The organism is Thioalkalivibrio sp. ALE11 (assembly GCF_000381205.1).
In the GTDB taxonomy this organism is placed as follows: Bacteria; Pseudomonadota; Gammaproteobacteria; order Ectothiorhodospirales; family Ectothiorhodospiraceae; genus Thioalkalivibrio.
Map to the genome: position 1 here is coordinate 157,414 of NZ_KB906166.1, position 20,310 is coordinate 177,723.

At 68.5% G+C, this 20,310-nt stretch carries 19 protein-coding genes; 17 read left to right on the plus strand and 2 right to left on the minus strand.

From position 1 onward, the window contains the following. Position 1 precedes the first annotated feature (1 nt). The 3 genes from F620_RS14210 to F620_RS0104745 all read left to right on the plus strand — a co-directional run bounded on the left by F620_RS14210 (position 2) and on the right by F620_RS0104745 (position 3,083). Positions 2–1,690, plus strand: a complete 1,689-nt coding sequence (locus F620_RS14210; RefSeq protein ID WP_196802035.1) for an ATP-binding protein — start codon at positions 2–4, stop codon at positions 1,688–1,690. Beyond that, positions 1,677–2,306, plus strand: a complete 630-nt coding sequence (locus tag F620_RS0104740; RefSeq protein WP_019569654.1) for a response regulator transcription factor — start codon at positions 1,677–1,679, stop codon at positions 2,304–2,306. Before F620_RS14210 ends, F620_RS0104740 begins: the two co-directional genes overlap by 14 nt. 108 nt (positions 2,307–2,414) lie before the next feature. After that, positions 2,415–3,083 (plus strand): hypothetical protein, encoded by a 669-nt coding sequence (locus F620_RS0104745; protein WP_019569655.1) that lies wholly within the window; start codon positions 2,415–2,417, stop codon positions 3,081–3,083. Between the two features lie 60 nt (positions 3,084–3,143). On the opposite strand, the gene F620_RS0104750 is transcribed toward F620_RS0104745, so the two are convergent. Beyond that, positions 3,144–4,235: an SEL1-like repeat protein gene (locus F620_RS0104750; RefSeq protein ID WP_019569656.1), complete on the minus strand. Its 1,092-nt coding sequence runs from the start codon at positions 4,233–4,235 to the stop codon at positions 3,144–3,146. A gap of 218 nt (positions 4,236–4,453) precedes the next feature. Between F620_RS0104750 and F620_RS0104755 the strand changes: the two genes are divergently transcribed. The 14 genes from F620_RS0104755 to F620_RS0104820 all read left to right on the plus strand — a co-directional run bounded on the left by F620_RS0104755 (position 4,454) and on the right by F620_RS0104820 (position 17,959). After that, positions 4,454–5,623 (plus strand): aldo/keto reductase, encoded by a 1,170-nt coding sequence (locus F620_RS0104755; RefSeq protein ID WP_019569657.1) that lies wholly within the window; start codon positions 4,454–4,456, stop codon positions 5,621–5,623. 277 nt (positions 5,624–5,900) lie between these two features. Next, positions 5,901–7,484, plus strand: a complete 1,584-nt coding sequence (locus F620_RS0104760; RefSeq protein WP_019569658.1) for a DNA mismatch repair protein MutS — start codon at positions 5,901–5,903, stop codon at positions 7,482–7,484. Between the two features lie 381 nt (positions 7,485–7,865). After that, the gene (gene ilvB, locus F620_RS0104765; RefSeq protein ID WP_019021808.1) at positions 7,866–9,584 is read left to right on the plus strand and encodes a biosynthetic-type acetolactate synthase large subunit; all 1,719 of its coding nucleotides are present in this window, start codon (positions 7,866–7,868) and stop codon (positions 9,582–9,584) included. Between the two features lie 16 nt (positions 9,585–9,600). Further along, a complete protein-coding gene (ilvN, locus tag F620_RS0104770; protein WP_018870296.1) occupies positions 9,601–10,095 on the plus strand; it encodes an acetolactate synthase small subunit in 495 nt (164 codons plus the stop codon). 31 nt (positions 10,096–10,126) lie between these two features. After that, on the plus strand, positions 10,127–11,143 hold the full coding sequence (gene ilvC / locus F620_RS0104775; protein ID WP_019569659.1) for a ketol-acid reductoisomerase: 1,017 nt from the start codon (positions 10,127–10,129) through the stop codon (positions 11,141–11,143). 42 nt (positions 11,144–11,185) lie between these two features. Beyond that, on the plus strand, positions 11,186–11,857 hold the full coding sequence (locus F620_RS0104780) for a hypothetical protein (RefSeq protein ID WP_019569660.1): 672 nt from the start codon (positions 11,186–11,188) through the stop codon (positions 11,855–11,857). Further along, positions 11,854–12,660, plus strand: coding sequence for a CDP-diacylglycerol--serine O-phosphatidyltransferase (gene pssA / locus F620_RS0104785; RefSeq protein ID WP_018870293.1), 807 nt, complete (start codon positions 11,854–11,856; stop codon positions 12,658–12,660). Before F620_RS0104780 ends, pssA begins: the two co-directional genes overlap by 4 nt. 14 nt (positions 12,661–12,674) lie before the next feature. Continuing rightward, a complete protein-coding gene (locus tag F620_RS0104790) occupies positions 12,675–13,418 on the plus strand; it encodes a uracil-DNA glycosylase (RefSeq protein WP_019569661.1) in 744 nt (247 codons plus the stop codon). A gap of 49 nt (positions 13,419–13,467) precedes the next feature. Next, complete coding sequence (rimI, locus tag F620_RS0104795) at positions 13,468–13,947, plus strand: ribosomal protein S18-alanine N-acetyltransferase (protein ID WP_018870291.1); 480 nt, start codon at positions 13,468–13,470, stop codon at positions 13,945–13,947. 131 nt (positions 13,948–14,078) lie between these two features. Continuing rightward, complete coding sequence (locus tag F620_RS0104800; RefSeq protein WP_019569662.1) at positions 14,079–14,876, plus strand: tetratricopeptide repeat protein; 798 nt, start codon at positions 14,079–14,081, stop codon at positions 14,874–14,876. Positions 14,877–14,955: 79 nt separating this feature from the next. Continuing rightward, positions 14,956–16,548, plus strand: coding sequence for a peptide chain release factor 3 (locus F620_RS0104805; RefSeq protein ID WP_019569663.1), 1,593 nt, complete (start codon positions 14,956–14,958; stop codon positions 16,546–16,548). Between the two features lie 254 nt (positions 16,549–16,802). Further along, positions 16,803–17,117: a hypothetical protein gene (locus F620_RS0104810; protein WP_019569664.1), complete on the plus strand. Its 315-nt coding sequence runs from the start codon at positions 16,803–16,805 to the stop codon at positions 17,115–17,117. A gap of 8 nt (positions 17,118–17,125) precedes the next feature. Continuing rightward, entirely contained in the window at positions 17,126–17,545 is a 420-nt protein-coding gene (gene arfB, locus F620_RS0104815; RefSeq protein WP_019021818.1) for an alternative ribosome rescue aminoacyl-tRNA hydrolase ArfB, read from the plus strand. Positions 17,546–17,650: 105 nt separating this feature from the next. Continuing rightward, positions 17,651–17,959 carry a hypothetical protein gene (locus F620_RS0104820; protein WP_019021819.1) on the plus strand — a complete coding sequence of 103 codons (309 nt, stop codon included), beginning with the start codon at positions 17,651–17,653 and terminating at the stop codon, positions 17,957–17,959. Between the two features lie 5 nt (positions 17,960–17,964). Here the strand turns inward: F620_RS0104820 and F620_RS0104825 are convergent, their stop codons facing one another. Beyond that, positions 17,965–20,295 carry a bifunctional diguanylate cyclase/phosphodiesterase gene (locus F620_RS0104825; protein ID WP_026331316.1) on the minus strand — a complete coding sequence of 777 codons (2,331 nt, stop codon included), beginning with the start codon at positions 20,293–20,295 and terminating at the stop codon, positions 17,965–17,967. Positions 20,296–20,310: the final 15 nt, after the last annotated feature.

A 20,310-nucleotide genomic window follows, 5' to 3' on the forward strand; every position in this document is an offset into this window, starting at 1 on the left:
GATGAGGCGAACGGTCATGGAGCGAGTGGAGGCATCGGCGCAGCAGGAGCAACCGGCCGGCCGGCACGGTTCGGCGCGGGTGTGGGCGCCCCATGTGGCGCTGGTGGGGATCTACCTGTTGCTTGCCTGGTGGGCCGGATCCCTGTTCGCCCTGGAGGAGCCGCCGCTGCCGCTGGTCTGGCCGGCGACCGGTGTGGGGCTGGCGTTCGTGTACCGCTACGGCTACTCGTTGCTGGTGCCGCTGGTGGTCGTGGCGGTGGCGGTGCAGCTGGTGATGGGGGCGGAGCTGGCCGGTGCGCTGCTGATGGCCGCCGGTCAGGCGGGCGGGGCGGCGATCGGGGCCTGGCTGCTGATGCGCTGCCGCTTCCGGGCGGATTTCTCTCAGCTGCGCGACGTGATGGTGTTCCTGGGCGTGGGTGCCGGTGTGAGTGCCGGGGTCAGTGCGATGGCGGGCACCCTGGCGATCACCGGACTGGATACCGGTTTCCCGGAGGTGCTGGGGCTCTGCTGGGCGGCCGATCTGATGGGGGTGGTGCTGTTCACGCCGCTGTTGCTGGCGTGGCCACGGGTGCTGTCCGCGGGGCGCTGGCGAGCCCGCGACGGCGAGGCGGCCGGATGGGTGGTGCTGGCGCCGGTACTGGCCTTCGGCATCTACGGTGCGGGGCTCCCGGACGTCGTGGCCATGCCGCTGTCCTACGCGGTGTTCCCGGTAGTGATCGCCACGGCCCTGCGTCATCGGGTGCATGTGGCCGCGGCCGCGGTCGCCGCGGCCGCAATGGTGGCACTGATGTGTACTGCGGCGGGCAAGGGGCCGTTCGCGGGGGCCGGTCTGCCGTATGACCTGCTCAGCCTGCATGCCCAGCTGGCGCTGCTGGCGTTGACCGCGCTGGTGATCGCGGCGGTGCGTCAGGAACGGATCGCCGCGGAGGCGCGGGCGCGCGAGCATCTGCATGCCCTGAACCGGGCCGGCCGGCTGAATGCCGCGGGGACGCTGGCCGGCTCCCTGGCACATGAGCTCAATCAGCCGCTGTGCGCCCTGTCCAGCTATGCCCGTGCCGCCCGGCGCCAGATGCAGCAGGGGGCACCCGCGGACGAAGTCGCGCCGACGCTGGATCGCATCGCCGAGGGTGCGGACCGCGCGGCCTCCATCGTGCGCCGCACGCGGTCCATGCTGGCCCGCGAGCCCGCCGCCGGCGGGCCGGTGGACGCCGCGGCGGCAGTGCGCGAGGCGCTGGCGCTGCTGCAGCCGGAGGCGGTCCGCCAGGGCGTCGAGCTGCGTCTGGACGGGCCCGGGACACGTCTGCCGCCGCTGTGGATGGACGCGGTGGAACTCCAGCAGGTGGTCATCAATCTGGTGCAGAACGGCATCGCCGCAGCCGCCGCCGAGGGGGGCGAGCCCCGGGTGCGGGTGGCCCTGGGCCCGGCCGATCACGGGGCCGTGGAGCTGGTGATCACGGACACGGGCCCCGGTCTGCCCCCGGGGGCGGTCGAGGATCTGTTCCAGCCGCTGGTCAGCCACCGTGACGGGGGCACCGGTCTGGGCCTGGCGATCACCCGATCCATCGTGGAAGGCCATGGCGGGACCATCGTGGCGGACAATGCGCCCGGCGCGGGTGCCCGGTTCCGGGTCTGTCTGCCGTGCGGGGCGGATCCCGCCGGGCCGGGGGAGGCCGGGGATGGTTACGCCTGACGAAAAGGTCTACGTGGTCGATGATGATCGCGACGTGCGCGACTCGCTGCATCTGCTGCTGCGCACGGCCGGGTTGCCGGTGGTGACCTGTGCCTCCGCGCAGGAGCTCCTCGATCGCATCGGTCCTGCCCATCCCGGCTGTCTGGTGCTGGACGTGCGCCTGCCGGGGATGAACGGGCTGGAACTGCAGGCGGCGCTGGGCGTGCGCGAGGTGCGCATGCCGATCCTGTTCATCTCCGGCCACGCCGACATCCCGATGGCGGTGCGCGCGGTGAATGCCGGTGCCTTCGATTTCCTGGAAAAGCCTTTCGACGAGGAGGTGCTGCTGGACCGCATCCACGGCGCGCTGGAGCACGACCGCGCGCAGCGCCGGGAGGAGCAGGGGCGCCGGGCGATCGAACGTCTGCTGGAGCGGCTCACCCCGCGCGAGCGGGAGGTGATGGAGCAGATGCTGCTGGGGCGGCTGAACAAGGTGATCGCCGCGGAACTGGGGTTGAGCGTGCGCACGGTGGAGATCCACCGTGCCCGGGTGCTGGAGAAACTGGAGGTCCACAACGCGACCGAGATGGTGCGTCAGGTGTTGTCGACCGGGGCCTACCGCGACTGGTTGTTGTAACCGGGGCGGGTCGGTTTTCCATGCGGTGCCGGGCTTCCATTATGATCGTCCCGGACCCTGCGGAGTGCGCCGGCAGGGATGGTGGGAAACGGACAGGGAAGGGCGGGAATGGAGATTCCGGGCGGAGGTGCGGCGGAAGCGCGGCTGGCTCACTGGGGGCCGCTGTTCGGGCTGGGGTTGCTGCTGATCGCGGCGCTGGCGGGGTGGGTCCCGTTCGGGGCGGTGCTGCTGGTGGTGTGGCTGGAGACCCTGGCGGTACTGGCGCTCGGGGTCCGGGCGTTGTGGCGCCTGCCGCCGGAGGGACGCCGACCGGACTGGCGTGATTCGGGCCGTGGCGGTGCGGTGAAAGTGTTGTGGATCGGCGACCCGGCCGCGAGCCCATCCGACGGGCGACCCCGCGTTCGGCTCACCGATCTGCCCCGGGCCGAGGCGATGTTCCGGCTGATCAAGCCGGCGCTGATCATGTCGGGCATCCAGGGCGCATTCGTCTTCATGTTCATCGGCCTGTGGGAGGGACTGCAGGAAATGGGGGTCGGGGCCCTGTTGCTGGTGCTGGCGACCGCCCTGATCCGGCTGACCGGCCGCATCGATACCGAGAATGCCCCGGCGGTGCTGCTGGCGCGGTCGGTGATGATCCCCGTGGTGCTGGTGCTCAGTCTGACGGTGGGCGGGGCGCTGGGCAGCGGTGACGGGGCATGGCTGGTGGCGACCGTGGTGGCGGTGAGCCTGCTGGCCTTCGGTGACCTGTTCACGGAGCGTTATCTGCTGCGCGACTGAAGGGGGGCGGGTCGGATGAGGCCGGGTCCGGGGAAACGCCGCTCCGGCGGCCGATGGCGGTTACTCGCGCGACTTGCGGGCCAGGGCATCCTGCTGCTGCTCCAGTGACAGGTGCTGATGGACATAGTCGCGGGCGTCGGCGGCCGAGGGGTGTCCCTGGTCGGCCGCGCGCGAGAACCAAACCCAGGCCTCGACCAGATCCTGTTCCACGCCATGGCCTTCGGCCAGAAAGATGCCCAGGTTGTACTGCGCCTGCATCTGCCCCTGGCGGGCCGCCAGCCGGTACCAGTGAGCGGCCTCGCGCTGGTCCCGGGCGATCCCGTGACCGCGGTCCAGCAGCACGCCCAGGTTGGTACGCGCCGCGGGATGGCCGGTATCGGCGGCGACGCGATACCAGTGTGCCGCCTGCGCCGGATCGCATTCCACGCCCTTGCCGTCGCGGTACAGGTTGCCGAGGCGGGCGGCGGCCTCGCTGTCGCCGTCCTCCGCGGCCTGGCGGTACCAGCGCACGGCCTCGGCCAGATCGGCGATCACGCCGTGGCCCTGTTCCAGCAGCCGGGCGAGGTTGCAGGCCGCCCCGGCATGACCGGCGCCGGCGGCACGTGCGTACAGCCGGCCGGCTTCGGCGGGGTCGGCATCGCAGCCGCGGCCGGTTTCGTACGCCACCCCCAGACTGTTCAGGGCATCGGGATCGCCCTGTTCGGCCGCTTTCTCCCACCAGGCGACGGCCTCCGCGGCGGCTTCCGGGGTGACTTCGCTGGCGAAGCGCAGAACGCCCAGGTTGTACTGGGCGTTCGCGTGACCGGCCTGCGCCGCGCGGCGATACCAGGTCTCGGCCTCCTCCGCGGGATCACCCTCGGCGACCCCCTGTTCGGCCAGCAGGCCGAGGTTGAAGCAGGCATCCGGCAGGCCCAGCTCGGCTGCGCGTTTCCAGTGCTCGCGGGCCCGCTGCACGTCCGATTCGACGCCCAGGCCGCTGGCGTACAGCACGCCCAGGCCAAGATGGGCGCCGGCATGCGGTCCGTCGGCGCGTTCACTCCAGATTCGGTGGGCTTCGGCAAAGTCGCCGCGTTCCAGGGCCTCGAAGCCGGCTTCGTCTTGCGGTTCGACGCCCGTCTGCGGGGCGTGTTCGGGGTCTTCGGGGGCGGTCATCTCGGGCGGTATTCCGGGCGGCACGATGGAGCCGCCAGCTTCGCAGCATTCCGGGGCTGGCCGCAAACGATCGGGGGGACGCAGGTCGGGCACCCTCCGTCTGTCGAGGGAAACGTGCACATCGAGCGGTGTTTCCCTAGGATTCGCATTCCCGATGCGATGCGCCGGAAGACCAGGATCCGGCGGTTGCCCCAGTTGCGGCGGTTCGAGAGAGGAATATGGAAGCTTCGCAGAAACTGATTCCCGGCTACGCCAACGCCAAGGCGACGCGCAAGTACGCCGAGTCGTTCCTCGCCGACGGGCGCGCGGCCGAGGGCCATTACAGCGAGTTCTCGCGCGCGCGGATGCGCCTGTCCAGTCTGGGCATCGGCACCTTTGGCGGGGCGGCCACCGCCGAGGTGGACGCGGCCATCTCCGCGATCGTGGCCCGCGGGCTGGCCGAGGGCATCAACGTGGTGGACACCTCCGCGCATTACCGCTATGGCCGCTCGCTGGCGGCCGTGGGCGCGGGCGTGCGCACGGCGCTGGAGGCCGGGGTCCCGCGCGAGGCGATGTTCCTGATCTCCAAGGGGGGCTTCCTGACCCTGCGCGGCGGTCAGCCGGACGACATGGACGCCTGGTTCCAGCGCGAGATCGAGGCCCCGGGCATGGGCACGAAGGAGGACCTGGCCAAGGGCGCGCATCTGCTGACGCCGGAATATATCCACTACCAGATGGAGCTGTCGCGCTCGCTGATGGGTGTGGAGACCCTGGATGCGTTCATCATCGACCAGCCGGAGGTGCACATCCACGAGATCGGCAAGGAACGCACCAACTGGAAGCTGGAGCCGGTGTTCGAGATGCTGGAGCGTGCGGTGCGCGACAAGAAGATCCGCGCCTACGGGATCTCGACCTTCGAGGGCTTTCGCGAGGAGACCGACGCCGCGGTGTTCCAGTCGCTGACCTCGATCCAGGGGCTGGCTCAGCGAGCGGCGCAGACCGTGACCGGCGACGATTTCGCGCGCGATCATTTCAAGCTGGCGATGCTGCCGTTCAATCAGGTGATGCTGGAAGGCTTCACGCGCTTCAATACGGCCACCGGGCAGGGCAACGTGGCCAGCCCGCTGCAGGCGGCGCATCAGCTGGAGATCTACATGATGGCCTCGCACACCATGCTCAAGGGCCACCTGGCGCAGCAGTCGGTGGAAGTGGTGGAGAAGGAGCTGGCGGGGCTGGCCAATCCGGCGCAGCGCGCGATGCAGTTCAATCGCTCGACGCCGGGTCTGGGGACCTCGCTGGTGGGCATGAGCACGCCGGAACACCTGGACGACATGCTGGCGGTGATGCGCGAGCCGATGCTGGACAAGAAGGCCTACCTCGGCATGTTCAAGAAGGCCGAGGAGGATTAGCACCGGACCGCCATCTCCCGTGATGGCGAACCATCCACCCGGCGTCATTGCGAACCATCCGGCCCCCGTCATGGCGCCCCCCGTCATTGCGAGGAGCCGCAGGCGACGAAGCAATCTCCATCCGGAACCACCGGAGTCTCGATTGCACGCGCTCTGCAAGCTCGAGGAGATTGCTTCGTCGCTGCGCTCCTCGCAATGACGGGGGGGTGAAGAACCTCGCAATGACGGGGGTTCGAACAAACGCCGTGAAGAAACGACATCCACAAGGTCCAAGCCCATGCAGGTTGATCTGAAGGCCCTCGAATTTCCCGCGATCCAGCGCCTGCTGGAACGCCTGACCGCCACGCCCTACGGCGCCGATGCCGCGCGCGGGCTGGAACCCGCCCCCAACCTGGAGGCGGCGCGCGCGCTGCAGAAGGCGGTGACGGTGGCCCGCCAGCGTCTGGACGCGGGCACGCTGCCGCGCCTGGGGCAGCTGCCGGATGTGCGTGCGGCGCTGCGCCAGGCCGGCAACCCGGGTTCCGCGCTGCCGGTGCAGGCGCTGCACAACCTGCAGACCATCATGCGCCATGCGCGCGAGCTGGCCGATCAGCTGGCGGATACCCCGGAGATCTACCCCGCGGACCTGAACAAGCTGTACCCGCCGGAGGCGCTGGAGCAGCGCCTGTCTGCCTGCCTGAACCCCGGCGGGGCCTTGCGCGAGGACGCCAGCGAATCGCTGGTGCAGGCCTTCGGCGAGCGCAACCGGCTGCGCGGCGAGGTCGAGACGGTGGTGCACAAGCGCCTGACCCAGTCGGACCTGGCGCAGTCGGGCGAGGAAGCGCTGAAGGTCCAGTGGCATCAGGAGCGTGCGGTGATGGTGCTGCGCGGGGATGCCGCCGGCGCGGTCAAGGGCGTGCGCCGGGGCACTGCGATGGGCGGGCGCGATCACATCATCGAGCCGATCGAGGCGGTGCCGCTGAACAACCAGCTGGACACCGTGAACGGCCAGATCAACAACGAGCAGCAGCGGCTGCTGCGCGAGCTGACCGACACCGTGCGCGAATACGGCGAGCCGCTGGATCTGATGCTGACGGCGCTGACCTGGATCGACCTGGCCTCGGCCGCCGCGCAGCTCTCCGCGCAGATGAACGCCCATGCGCCGGTCCTGGAAGACCGCCCCGGGGTGGAGCTGGACGAGGCCTATCATCCGCTGTTGCTGCTGCAGTTCGCCGAGGGCAACGGGCCGCAGCCGGTGCCGCTGTCCATCCGTCTGGACGACGAGCAGCCGCTGCTGCTGATCACAGGCCCCAACACCGGTGGCAAGACGGTCGCGCTGAAGACTCTCGGCCTGCTGGTGACCATGGCCTGGTGCGGGCTGCACATCCCCGCCGAGCAGGACTGCCGCATCGGCCGTTTCGACCAGGTGATGGTGGACGTGGGCGACAACCAGAGCCTGCTGCACCACCTGTCGACGTTCGCCGGGCACGTGGCGGTGCTCAAGCGCATCCTGGACAACGCGGGCCCGGAGAGCCTGATCCTGCTCGACGAGCTGGGGACCGGGACCGACCCGGACGAGGGCGCGGCGCTGGCGATGGCGATGCTGGACGAGCTGCGCGCGCGCGGCACCCGCGGGATCGTCAATACCCACCTGGCGCCGCTGAAGGACTATGCGGCGCAGCAGTCGGGCATCCTCAATGCCTCCATGCAGTTCGACCCGGATACCCTGTCGCCCACCTATCGCCTGCTGATCGGCGAGCCGGGGGTGTCCTTCGGCCTGACCATCGCGGAGAAGGAAGGGTTGCCGGGGGACCTGGTGGCGCGCGCGCGCCAGCACTTCGCCGAGCTGCCCACCGCTCAGGCCGGCGCCGAACCCGACTGACGATCGGCTCCGCCGGGGCCGCCCCCGGAGATCGCCACGGCGCTGCGCGCCTCGCGATGACGGTGCTGGTTGCGTCCCGTCATCGCGAGGCCACGCCAGTTGTCTTTCGCCCTTGCGGGGCCCCGCGGGTTGTTTCCTGTTATTGCGAGGCCCCGCCAGGGGCCGTGGCAATCTCCGGACGGGGCCTCCGGCGTTGGGTTCCGCTCGCCCCGGGAAGGGCGGGGGTGCCGTGGCGTTGCGCCCCTCACGTGGACCGTGCTCGCTGGCGCGCCGTATGGCGTGAAGCGCGGGCGATTTCATATTAGTATGGTGGGCTATTTTGATTCGGCGTGTCCGCTCGGATCACGATCGCCCGACAGCCCCTGGTAAGGAACAACCGTCATGTCCGAGACCTCTGCATCGTCCACCGCCATCACCGGTGCCGAAATCTTCGTCCGCAGCCTGCAGGCCGAAGGCGTTGACCTGGTTTTCGGCTACCCCGGCGGCGCGGTCCTGCACATCTACGATGCGCTGTACAAGCAGAGCCAGGTCTCGCATGTGCTGGTCCGCCACGAACAGGGCGGGATCCATGCCGCCGAGGGCTACGCCAAATCCTCGGACAAGCCCGGCGTGGCCCTGGTCACCTCCGGTCCGGGGGCGACCAACGCAGTGACCGGCATTGCCGATGCGTACATGGATTCGGTGCCGCTGGTGGTGTTCACCGGCCAGGTGCCGACCAGCATGATCGGCAACGATGCCTTCCAGGAAGTGGACACCGTGGGGATCACGCGGCCCTGCGTGAAGCACAACTTCCTGGTCAAGGACGTGAAGGATCTCGCGACCACCATCAAGAAGGCCTTTTACATTGCCACCACCGGCCGGCCCGGCCCGGTAGTGGTGGACATCCCCAAGGATGTCACCGCCGACAGCTGCGAGTTCGAGTACCCCGAGAGCATCCACATGCGCTCCTACAACCCGAAGACCCGCGGCCACACCGGACAGATCCGGCGCGCGATCGAGCTGATCCTGTCGGCGAAACAGCCGATGATCTATACCGGCGGCGGGGTGGTGCTGGGTCGCGGCTCCGAGGCGCTGACCGAATTCACTCGCAAGCTGGGCTACCCCATCACCAACACCCTGATGGGGCTGGGCGCCTATCCGGCCTCGGACGAGCAGTTCGTCGGCATGCTGGGGATGCACGGGACCTACGAGGCCAACATGGGGATGCACCACGCGGACGTGCTGATTGCCATCGGCGCGCGCTTTGATGACCGCGTGACGGGCAACATCGAGAAGTTCTGCCCCCACGCGAAGATCGTGCATGTGGACGTCGACCCGGCCTCCATCTCCAAGAACGTGAAGGTGGACGTGCCCATCGTCGGCGAGGTGGAGCCGGTGCTGCGCGAGCTGATCCGCGCGCTGGACGAGAACGGCGGCCAGCCCGACGCCGACGCGCTGAAGGCCTGGTGGGACCAGATCCGCGAATGGCGCGGCCAGGACTGCCTGAAGTACGATCGCGATTCCGAGCTGATCAAGCCGCAGTTTGTGGTGCAGAAGTTCTGGGAGCTGACCGGCGGCGACGCCTTCGTGACCTCCGACGTGGGCCAGCATCAGATGTGGGCGGCGCAGTTCTACGGCTTCGACAAGCCCAACCGCTGGATCAACTCCGGCGGTCTGGGAACCATGGGCGTGGGACTGCCGTTCGCGATGGGCGTGCAGTTGGCACATCCGGATGCGACGGTGGGCTGCATCACCGGCGAGGCCAGCATCCAGATGTGCATGCAGGAGCTGTCGACCTGCTATCAGTACCAGCTGCCGCTGAAGATCCTGAACCTGAACAACCGCTACATGGGGATGGTGCGGCAGTGGCAGGAGTTCTTCTACCAGGGCCGCTATGCGATGTCGTACATGGATGCGCTGCCCGATTTCGTCAAGCTGGCGGAGGCCTACGGCCACGTGGGCATCCAGGTCGACAAGCCGGGCGACGTGGAGGGCGCGCTGAAGGAGGCCCTGGCGCAGAAGGACCGCCTGGTGTTCCTGGACTTCATCACCGATCAGTCCGAGAACGTCTACCCGATGATCCCGGCCGGTGCCGGTCAGAACGAAATGATCCTGGTCTGACAGGGAAGGATTCCGTATGCGTCACATCATCAGTGTCCTGCTGGAGAACGAATCCGGTGCCCTGTCGCGGGTGGCCGGCCTGTTCTCGGCTCGCGGCTACAACATCGAATCGCTGACCGTCGCGCCCACCGACGATCCCACGCTCTCGCGCATGACCATCGTCACCAGCGGCTCGGACGAGATCGTCGAGCAGATCACCAAGCAGCTGAACAAGCTGATCGACGTGATCAAGCTGCTCGACCTGACCTCCTATCCGCATATCGAGCGCGAGATGGCGATGGTCAAGGTCCGCGTGGACGAACCCGGCGACCGCGAAGAAGTGAAGCGCCTCGCCGACATCTTCCGCGGCCGCATCATCGACGTCACGCAAAAGACCTACGTCATCGAAATCACCGGGGAGGGCTCCAAGCTGGATGCTTTCCTTCAGGCCCTGGAGCCCTTCCCCGTGCAGGAGGTGGTGCGCTCCGGGGTCATGGGCATCGCGCGCGGGGACGTCACGCTCCAGATCTGAACACCTTTCACCGATTGCCAAGGAAACCGCAATGAAGCTCTATTACGACAAAGACGCCGACCTCTCCATCATTCAGGGCATGAAGGTGGCCATCATTGGCTACGGCTCGCAGGGACACGCCCATGCGAACAACCTGAAGGATTCCGGCGTGGACGTCACCGTCGGCCTGCGTGCCGGTTCCGGTTCGCGCGCCAAGGCCGAGGAAGCCGGCCTGAAGGTGGCCGACGTGTCCGACGCGGTGGCCGCCGCCGATCTGGTCATGGTGCTGGCCCCCGACGAATACCAGGCGAAGCTCTACAGCGAGGAGATCAAGCCCAACCTCAAGCAGGGCGGCACCCTGGCGTTCGCCCATGGCTTCACCATCCATTACAACCAGATCGAGCCGCGCGGCGACCTCGACGTGATCATGATCGCGCCCAAGGCGCCGGGTCACACCGTGCGCTCGGAATTCGCCCGCGGCGGTGGCATTCCCGACCTGATCGCCATCGAGCAGGACGCCTCCGGCAAGGCGCGTGACATCGCGCTGTCCTATGCCTCGGCGATCGGCGGCGGCCGCACCGGCATCATCGAGACCAGCTTCCAGGACGAGACCGAGACCGACCTGTTCGGCGAGCAGGCCGTGCTGTGCGGCGGCGCGGTGGAGCTGGTCAAGGCCGGCTTCGAGACCCTGACCGAGGCGGGCTATGCCCCGGAGATGGCCTACTTCGAGTGCCTGCACGAGCTCAAGCTGATCGTCGACCTGATGTACGAGGGCGGCATCGCCAACATGAACTACTCCATCTCCAACAACGCGGAGTACGGCGAGTACGTGACCGGCCCGAAGGTCATCAACCAGCAGTCCCGCGAGGCCATGCGCGAGGCCCTGCACAACATCCAGACCGGCGAGTACGCCAAGCGCTTCATCCAGGAAGGGGATACCAACTATCCCTCCATGACCGCGAATCGCCGCCGCAACGCCGCCCACGAGATCGAGCAGGTGGGTGAGCGGCTGCGGGCGATGATGCCCTGGATCCAGGCCAACCAGCTGGTCGACAAGTCGCGCAACTGATCCGCGGCACCACCGGCCCCGGGCGCGGGCCGCGGAGGAGGCATGCTGTTTCCGGTAGCGAAGGAAGGCCGCCTGTTCGTCATCGTCACCGCCTGGATGGCGGTGATCACGCTGCTGTCCGGGCTGGCGGATCTGGGTCTGTTCCTGGTCATCCTGATGCTGGCCCTGATGGCCCTGTTCCGCGACCTGCGGCGCCGGGCGCCGGCCCAGGCCCTGGGCCTGGTGGCCCCGGTCGACGGCGTAGTGGAATCGGTGGAGACCACCACCGACCCGTTCACCGGGCGCGAGGCCGAGCGCATCCGCATGCGCCAGCGCTATCTCGGCGAATACAACATCCATGCCCCGCAGGAGGTCGAGGTGCGCGAGCGCGTCTGGCCGGGGCAGGAGACGGATCGCGAGCCCGATCCGCAGCTCGCCGGCCGGCTTGCGTTCGCGCTGGCCACCGACGAGGATGACCGCATGACCCTGGCTCTCGGCGTGACGCACTGGCCGCGGTTCATCCGCATGGCGGAGGTGCTGCCCGGCAACCGGCTGGGCCGTGGCAAGCGCATCGGGTTTGCCGGTTTCGGCGGTCGTGCGGAGCTGTGGCTGCCCCGGGGCTCGCACGTGATGGTGCGGCCGGGGCAGGTCGTGCTGGCGGGGACGACCCTGCTGGGCGGGCTCCCGCCGCGCGAGCCGGGTGATCAGGGCGGCGCCGTGGAGCTGGCCGAATGAATCCCGACGAAGACCCCGACATCATCCGTGGCGAGGACGAGCTGGACGACGAGCCTCCGCGTTCGCGGCGGCGGCGCGGGGTGTTCCTGCTGCCCAACCTGTTCACCACCGGGGTCCTGTTCTCCGGATTCCTGGCGATCGTGTCCGCCATCGACGGGGAGTTCATTACCGCGGCCATCGCGGTCTTCGTGGCCATGGTGCTGGATACCCTGGACGGCCGGGTCGCGCGCATGACCGATACCCAGAGCGAGTTCGGCGCGCAGTTCGATTCGCTCTCCGATCTGGTCTCCTTCGGTCTGGCCCCGGCACTGGTGGTGTACCTGTGGCAGCTGCAGGACCTGGGCAACTTCGGCTGGGTGGCCGCGTTCTTCTTTGCCACGGCGGCGGCGCTGCGACTCGCGCGTTTCAACAGCCGCCTGGCGGTGACCGACAAGCGCTTCTTCCAGGGCTTGCCCAGTCCCGCCAGTGCGGCACTGCTGGTGGGGACCGTCTGGGTGGTCGAGGACCTCGGCATGGCCGCGGAGCTGGGGGACACCGGGGCGGTGGCGGTGCTGATCATCACCGTGCTCGCCGGCGCGGCAATGGTCAGTAACCTGACCTATTTCAGTTTCAAGGACATGGATTTCCGCCACCGGGTCCCGTTCCTGGCCATGCTGGGCGTGGTCGGGGCGCTGATGCTGGCGGCCCTGGATCCGCCCAAGATGCTGCTGGCCGGGTTCGTGGTGTACGCGCTGTCCGGGCCGCTGCTGACGCTGGTGCGCTGGCAGCGCCACCGGCGTCGCGGCCGTGCCCCGCAAGCCTGAGCGGGGAGGCGGGCGTGGAACTCTCGCGGCACAAGCGGCGCATCCTCGCCGACATGGGCATCCCGTTGTGGCGGGCGCGCGCGTCGGCGGATACCGGCGCCGCGCCGGAAGCGTCCCCGGAGCCACTACCTGAACCGGTGGCCGGCCTGAGCGTGGAGCAGGCGCCGCGGGAGTCGTCCGTGGCGGCCACGGGCATCGACTGGCAGGCCCTGCGAGACGAAGTCGCGGGCTGCACTGCCTGCAGCGAGCTCGCGGCCAGCCGGCGGCAGACGGTCTTCGGGGTGGGCGATACCGGCGCCCGCTGGCTGTTCGTCGGCGAGGCCCCGGGTGCCGAGGAGGATCGTCGCGGCGAGCCCTTCGTCGGGCGGGCCGGGCAGCTGCTGGACAACATGCTGGCGGCGCTGGGACTGGATCGAGAGCACGACGTGTTCATCGCCAATATCCTGAAGTGCCGGCCGCCCAACAATCGGGATCCGAAGCCGGAGGAGGCACGGGCCTGCCGGGGTTTCCTGGATCGCCAGATCGAGGCGATTGCCCCGGAGGTCATCGTGGCGCTGGGGCGGGTCCCGGCGCACCAGCTGCTGGAGACCGAGACCGCGGTGGGGCGCCTGCGCGGGCGCGTCCACGAGTATCGCGGCATTCCGCTGGTCGTGACCTGGCATCCGGCCTATCTGCTGCGTTCGCCGCGGGAAAAGGCGCGTGCCTGGGAGGACCTGCAGCGGGCGCGTGCGTGCCTGCCGTCCGCGGCCACCGACTGAACCACCGGCTCCATCCGGGGGTCGACTCCTGCACGAGGGAAGATGACCGATGAGTGCCGAAGCCCGCACCCGACCCGAACTGCGGCGCATGCAGCTGGCCGACATCGATCGCGTGATGGTGATCGAGCGCCAGGCGTATGACTATCCCTGGACCGCGCGGATCTTCCAGGACTGCCTGAAGGTCGGTTACGACGGCTGGATCCTGTCCGTGGATGGCCGTCAGGTGGGGCATGCGATCCTGACCGTGGCCGCCGGCGAGGCGCATCTGCTGAATCTGACGGTGGATCCGCGCTGGCAGGGCTACGGGCTGGGGCGCTTCATGCTGCGCCGGCTGCTGGCCTGTGCCTGCGATGAACGCGCCGAGGCCCTGTTCCTCGAGGTGCGTCCTTCCAACGCCGCAGCCGTGCAGCTCTACCGCTCGGAAGGCTTCGAGCACATCGGCACCCGACCGCGTTACTACCCGCTTCCCAGCGGCCGCGAGGATGCCTGGGTGCTGCGCCGCAGCTGCGAGGAACCGGCGGGGGCCTAGGGAAACGCTGATCAGCGTTTCCCTGGCGCATTCTGCGGTCAGGGTGCGCAAAAATGCACTGTCGGTTTTGCGGTTCCACGGGCATGTGTCTATTCTCAGGGCCTTACGACCGGTTCCGTATCGAGGCTGTGATGAAAAAGTCCCTTCTTGCCCTGACCGCGGCCCTGCCGCTCCTGTTGACCGCCGGCCCCGCGGTGGCCACCGAATTCGGTTACGACGAAGCCGAACGCCAGCAGGAACTGCTGGGTGTCTGGTTCGGTATCCGTGAACGCAATGCGCAACGCGGCGACCGTGACGCGCAGTTCGACGTGGGCATGGCCCATTACACCGCGCGTGGCACCGAACAGGACGACGCGGCGGCAGCCGAATGGTTCGCGCAGGCCGCCGAGCAGGGGCATGCGCGCGCGCACTACTTCCTCGGCTACCTCCATGCCACCGGACGCGGGGTTCCCGTGGACTCGGAGAAAAGCGGCGAACACTACCGTCGCGCGGCGGAACTGGGCGACATGGATGCCCAGTATCACCTCGGGCGTGACCTGCTGGCGGACGAATCGGCCGATCCGGCCGAAGCCGCGGAATGGATCGAACGCGCCGCCGGTCAGGGGCTGGCCTCCGCCCAGTATCACTGGGGCTACCTGCTGGAGACCGGGCGCGGGGTCGAGCGCTCGGTGGACGACGCCGTCGAGTGGTATGTGCTCGCGGCGGAGCAGGGCAACGCCCAGGCCCAGCGCGGGCTCGGGCGCCTGCACATGGCCGGCCGCGGCGTGAATCGCGACCGCGTCCAGGCCTGGGTCTGGTACAGCCTCGGCGACGATGGCGAGCACGTGGAACGCCTGGAGTCCCGCATGAGCGAGGCAGAGCTGGCGGCCGCGCGCGAGAGCCTCGCCGAGCAGCGCACGGCCATGCGCACCGAAGCCGCCGTACGCTGAACCGTTCCCGCCCGCCGCCCAATGCGGCGGGCGGAATACGTTAGAATGTCGGGCTTTCTCCCCGTACGGGACCCGACCGATGTCCTTTGTCGACGAGACCGCCCGCCGCCGGACCTTTGCGATCATTTCGCATCCGGACGCGGGCAAGACCACCATGACCGAAAAGCTCCTGCTGTACGGCGGCGCGATCCAGCTCGCCGGTACGGTCAAGGGGCGCAAGTCCGCGCGCCACGCCACCTCCGACTGGATGGCGATGGAGCAGTCGCGCGGGATCTCGGTCACCTCCTCGGTGATGCAGTACCCCTACAAGGGGCGCATGGTGAACCTGCTGGATACCCCGGGGCATGCGGACTTTTCCGAGGATACCTACCGCACGCTGACCGCCGTCGACTCCGCGCTGATGGTCATCGACGCGGCCAAGGGCGTGGAGGACCGCACCATCAAGCTGATGGAGGTCTGCCGCCTGCGCGACACCCCGATCATGACCTTCGTCAACAAGATGGACCGCGAGGGGCGCGAGCCGATCGAACTGCTGGACGAGGTCGAGGAGGTGCTGAAGATCCAGTGCGCCCCCGTCACCTGGCCGATCGGCAGCGGCAAGCGTTTTCGCGGCGTCTATCACATTCGCCGCGATGCGGTGCACTTGTACGACCCGGAGCAGGGCGGCAAGAAGTCCACCGGCGAGATCATCGAGGGCCTCGACAACCCGCGCCTCGACGAGGTCCTGGGGACCCAGGCCGAAGAGCTGCGCGAGGAACTGGAGCTGGTGCAGGGCGCCTCGCACGAGTTCGACCCGGACGCCTATCTGCGCGGTGAGCAGACCCCGGTATTCTTCGGCTCGGCGATCAACAACTTCGGCATCGAGGAGCTGCTGGACGACTTTGTCGAGTACGCCCCGGGGCCGCTGCCGCGTCCGGCGTATTCGCGCAGGGTGGAACCCACCGAGGAGAAGTTCACCGGGTTCGTGTTCAAGATTCAGGCGAACATGGATCCCAATCACCGCGACCGCATCGCGTTCATGCGCATCTGTTCCGGCACCTTCGACAAGGGCGCGAAGCTGCGTCACGTGCGCATCGGGCGCGACGTGAAGGTTCCGGACGCGCTGACCTTCCTGGCCTCCGATCGCGAACACGTGGAGACCGCCTATCCCGGCGACATCATCGGCATCCACAACCACGGCACCATCCGCATCGGCGACACCTTTACCCAGGGCGAGGATCTGACGTTCAAGGGCATCCCCAACTTCGCGCCCGAGCTGTTCCGCCGCGCGCAGCTGAAGGATCCGCTGAAGATGAAGCAGTTGACCAAGGGGCTGCAGGAGCTGTGCGAGGAGGGCGCGACCCAGCTCTACCGCCCGCTGACGAACAACGACCTGATCCTGGGGGCGGTGGGGGTGCTGCAGTTCGACGTGGTCGCCGAACGCCTGCGCACCGAGTACAAGGTGGAGGCGCAGTTCGAGAACGTGAACGTGCAGACCGCGCGCTGGGTGGAAAGCGACGATCCGAAGAAGCTGGCGGAGTTCAAGGAAAAGGCGGCGAACAACCTCGCCCTCGACCATGCCGGGGATCTGGTCTATATCGCCCCCACGCGGGTGAACCTGCAGATGGCCGAGGAGAAATGGCCGGAGATCCGCTTCCTGGCCACTCGCGAGCACGGACAGCCGGGGGGGTAGCGCCCGGGCTGCGCACGGATTCGTCCCGCTGCGCGGTCTACGTGCGGGGCATTGCGAGGAGCGAAGCGACGAAGTCATGGGGATCCGGAACCACCGGGTTCCCGGTCGGGTCGGCTTCGTCGGGCGTGTCCCGAGATTGCTTCGCTGCGCTCGCAATGACGGGTCCCGGGGGCTCGCAATGACGGGTCCCGGGGGCTCGCAATGACGGGTCCCGGGGGCTCGCAATGACGGTTCATCATCCCGAGGGGGTGGGCATGGCGGTGAAATTGCAACGGATCCCGGTGCTGGTGGTTGTGATTCTGGGGCTGGCGATGGGCGGCTGCACGCTGCAGAAGAGCGAGGGCCGGGACGACGGGTTCGAGCCGCGTCCGGGCACCGTCGAGGCAATGGAGCCGTTTCATGCCTTCCTGGACACCCGGCCCACCCCGGAGGAATTCCGGCGGGTCTATCCCGATGTGACGCTGGTGCTCCCGGGCGACATCGCGACGCACGAATACCGTACCGACAACAGCCGCTTCTTCGCCGAACTCGACGACGACGGCCGTATCGTCGACGGCGAGTTCCGCTGAGCCTCCCGATGCTGAAGATCTCCGGTAACGTGACCATCCCCGACGCGGAGATCGAGCTGACGCCGATCCGCGCGCAGGGCGCCGGCGGGCAGAACGTCAACAAGGTGGCCACCGCCATCCATCTCCGCTTCGACATCCATGCCTCCGCGAGTCTGCCCGAGGTCTATCGCGAACGCCTGCTGCGCCGGCGCGATCGGCGCATCACCCGCGACGGCGTGATCGTGATCAAGGCACAGCAGTACCGCACGCAGGAGGCCAATCGCGAGGATGCCCTCGAGCGCCTGGCCGAGCTGCTGCGCGAGGCCGGGCAGCCGGTGAAGAAGCGGCGCCCGACGCGACCGCCCCGTGCCGCCAAACTGCGCCGGCTGGACGCCAAGACCCGCCGCGGGCGCAGGAAGGCCCTGCGCGGCCGCGTCGACCCCGACTGATGCCCCCTTACCTCCGCGGCATGCCCTGCATCCGGAGGGGGCATGGCTCCGTGCTTTCGGGCATGCTTTTCCGTGTGTATCCAGGATTTATGCGGGAGACGGGGCATGAATGGCGATGCGGACAACGAGCAGGCGTTCGATCCGGAGGCGGAGCTCCTGGACACCTTCACCCGGGTGGAATTCGACTGGACGATGCTGACGCCTTTCCCCGACTTTGCCGTGGTCGGCGGCATGGTGGTGGGGGCGCTGATCCTGGCCTGGGGCATGCTGCAGCGACCGCGTCACCGCACGGCCATGCTCGGCGGCGCGGGCGTGATGCTGCTGGCCGTGGCGGCCTACGTGCTGATGGCACTGGTGGCCCTCTACCTGGTGCGTCGGCGGCGCAGCCCCGGCTGGCAGCGGCGCGGCGACTGAGCTCGTCAGGGCAGCAGCGCTTCCAGGCTCTGTGCCGGCATGGCGCGGTGGAACAGGAAGCCCTGGAAACGTCTGCAGCCGCGCTGTCCGAGGAAGTCCTGCTGGGCGGGTGTCTCGACCCCTTCGGCCACGACCTCCAGCCCCATGGTGCGGGCAATGGCCAGGATGGTGGTTACGATCTCGGCGTCGCCCGGATCGTGTTCGAGGTCGCGCACGAAGGAGCGGTCGATCTTCAGTTCGGTCACCGGCAACCGCTTGAGATACCCAAGCGACGAGTATCCGGTGCCGAAATCGTCCAGCGCGAGGCCGATGCCCAGCGCCCGCAGCTCCTGCAGGTTGGTCATCAACTGTTCGGATTCCTCGGCCATCACGCTCTCGGTGATCTCGAGTGTCAGTCGCTGCGGCGGGGCGCCGGTCTCGTGCAGCAGCTGGCGCACCTCGTCGAGCAGCCGGGCATCGCGCAGGTGCGGAGCGGAGAGATTGACCGCGAGCTGCAGGGCCTCGGCGCCGGGGATGTTGCGCCAGCGGGCCAGGTGCTCGCAGGCCTGGCGCAGGGCCACCCGGCCGATCGCGAGGATCTGGCCGCTCTGCTCCGCCACGGGGATGAATTCGGAGGGTGAAACCTCCCGGGGGTCGCCCGGGTTCCAGCGCATCAGGCCTTCGGCACCGATCACGTTGCCGTCCGTGTCCACCTGCGGCTGCAGGTGAAGGAGCAGATCATCGGCATCCAGCGCATCCCGCAGGGCCCGTTCCAGTTCCGCCCGCCGCTGCAGCTGGCGCTGCATCTCCGGGTCGTAGAAGCGCATAGTGTCGCGACCGTGATGCTTGGCCTGATACATCGCGAAATCCACCTGCTTGAGCAGTTCCTCGCTGGTGTCCTCGCCCTGCGGGAACACGCTGACGCCGACGCTGGCCTGGATGACATGCTGGATCCGGTCCAGTATCAGCGGCTCCCGGATACGGTCCAGCATTTTGGCGGCGACCTTGCCGGCATCCGCGACCGCCTGGTCGGGATCGGGCTTGAGCTCTTCCAACAGGACCACGAATTCGTCGCCACCGATGCGCGCCACCGTGTCCTGCGGGCGAACCTGCCCCTGGAGGCGCTGTGCGACCAGGGTCAGCAACCGGTCACCGACCGAATGCCCGCGGGTGTCGTTGAGGGTCTTGAAGTTGTCGAGGTCGATCAGCAGCAGGGCCGCGTGCCGCCCGGACTGTTCGGAGGCACGAATGGCGTGCTCTAGGCGCAGATGCAGCAGCCGCCGGTTGGCCAGGCCGGTCAGCGGATCGAGAAAGGCGAGGCGGGCGTCTTCTTCGACTTCCAGCATGCGCTGCAGCCGCTCCACCATGTCCAGTGTGGCGCCCTGCAGCGAGGCGACTTCCTGCAGTCGCGAGTCGCGGCGGATGCTGGTGGTGAATCGCCCCTGGCCCACGTCCTCCAGGGTGGCCACCGCCTCGCGCAGCGGTTGCAGCGCACGTCCCAGCCAGAAGTACAGCGCCCAGCCAATCAGGAGCAGGGCGACGATTGCCCCGGCGCGCGTGGCGTTGTTGATGAAACGCTGGGTCGTGACCGAGTCGGTGATGTCGCGGATGACCACGATGTTGCCGGTGACGTCCTCGCCGTCGAACGGGATCAGCGGCAGGTGCACCGCGAGTTCATGACGTCCGGCGGCGGTCGTGCGTCGTGCCGCGGCCCGGTTCAGCATGGGGCCGGGGTTGGGCAGGGCCGCCGCGGGCGCGGTGTGTTCCACCCGCCCCCCGGCGTCCAGCAGCACCGCGCGGGTATCCGCCTTGCCCGCGAGGGTGTCGAGGGCGGAACCGGCCAGCGATTGCAGTGGCACGACCACGCCGACCAGCTGTCCTTGGTCGTACAGCGGGATGGTCAGTCCGGCGAAATAGCGCCCCTCCGGAGTGCGGTGCAGGCCCTGGTGGATGCGGCCGTCGTCCAGCGTGGCCCGCGCCAGCGGAAACTCGGTGGCGTCCTCGAGAACGGAGTCAAACCGGCGTTCGCCGTCGGCGTCATAAATGACCAGGCCGCTGGCGACGCCCGCGGCGGTCAGTCGGTTGTGCAGCGGGTCGGCATAGCCCGCCACCGGCTCGTCTCCGGCAAGCGCCTCGCGCAGCGCCCGGTTGCGGGTGATCGCGGTGGCCTCACTGCGCAGCGCCTGCAGTTCGGCCTTCAGCACCTGTTGCCAGGCGGTTTCCTGGGTTTCCATGGCAAAGCGGTCGAGCCGCTGGTCCGCCTGCTGCAGGGCGAGATGGGCACCGGTAGCCAGGGCGGCGGCCAGCAGGGCCAGACCGGCGAAAGCAGCCAGTGCAATGGCCGTTCGCAGTGGCATCACCCGCGCCTGCGC